This is a genomic window from Oleiphilus sp. HI0132, assembly GCF_001635845.1.
Genome location: NZ_LWGJ01001670.1, coordinates 1 through 773, shown reverse-complemented (window position 1 = coordinate 773; position 773 = coordinate 1). Strand labels below are relative to the sequence as shown.

General features: G+C 43.2%; 1 protein-coding gene. It reads left to right on the top strand.

The features are described 5' to 3' along the window. The coding region (locus tag A3766_RS25645; RefSeq protein ID WP_156509140.1) for a DEAD/DEAH box helicase at positions 1–773 on the top strand (773 nt) is incomplete at both ends.

Below are 773 nucleotides of genomic sequence, written 5' to 3'. Positions count from 1 at the left end.
GTTAAAGGCGAAAAACCAAAAGGTAATCGAGTTCGTGCAGTTATCCTCGCCCCAACCAGAGAACTCGCAGCACAAATTGCCGTAAGTGTTGAGCAGTATTCGAAACACCTTCCTCTACGTTCTTCTGTTGTCTACGGTGGCGTCAAGATTAACCCTCAGATGATGCTGCTACGTAAAGGTCTCGATATACTTGTAGCCACTCCGGGACGTCTTCTCGACCTACACTCTCAAAATGCAGTGAAATTTGAAGACCTCGAAATCCTTGTTCTCGATGAAGCTGACAGAATGCTAGATATGGGCTTTATAAGGGATATTCGGAAAATTATTTCCTTGCTTCCAAAGAACAGGCAAAGCCTATTATTCTCAGCCACCTTTTCAGACGAAATCAAGATGCTCTCAAGAGAGTTTACACATAACCCCGTTGAGGTCTCAGTTAGTCCCAGTAATACAACAGCAAAAACAATTGAGCAGTGGATATACCCAGTCGATAAAAATAGAAAATCAAAACTTTTATGCCAATTGATTAAGGAAGAAAACTGGCAACAAACTTTGGTTTTTTGTCGTACCAAACATGGATCAAACCGCCTAACAAGAGTTCTCGAAGGGGCAGGTATCAAAGCTGCCGCGATTCACGGCAATAAAAGTCAAGGTGCCCGAACTCGAGCCCTACAAGAGTTTAAGTCTGGTGTCATTCAAGTTTTAGTTGCGACTGATATTGCAGCACGCGGCATCGATATAGATCAGCTACCTCAGGTTGTTAACTTTGAGCTACC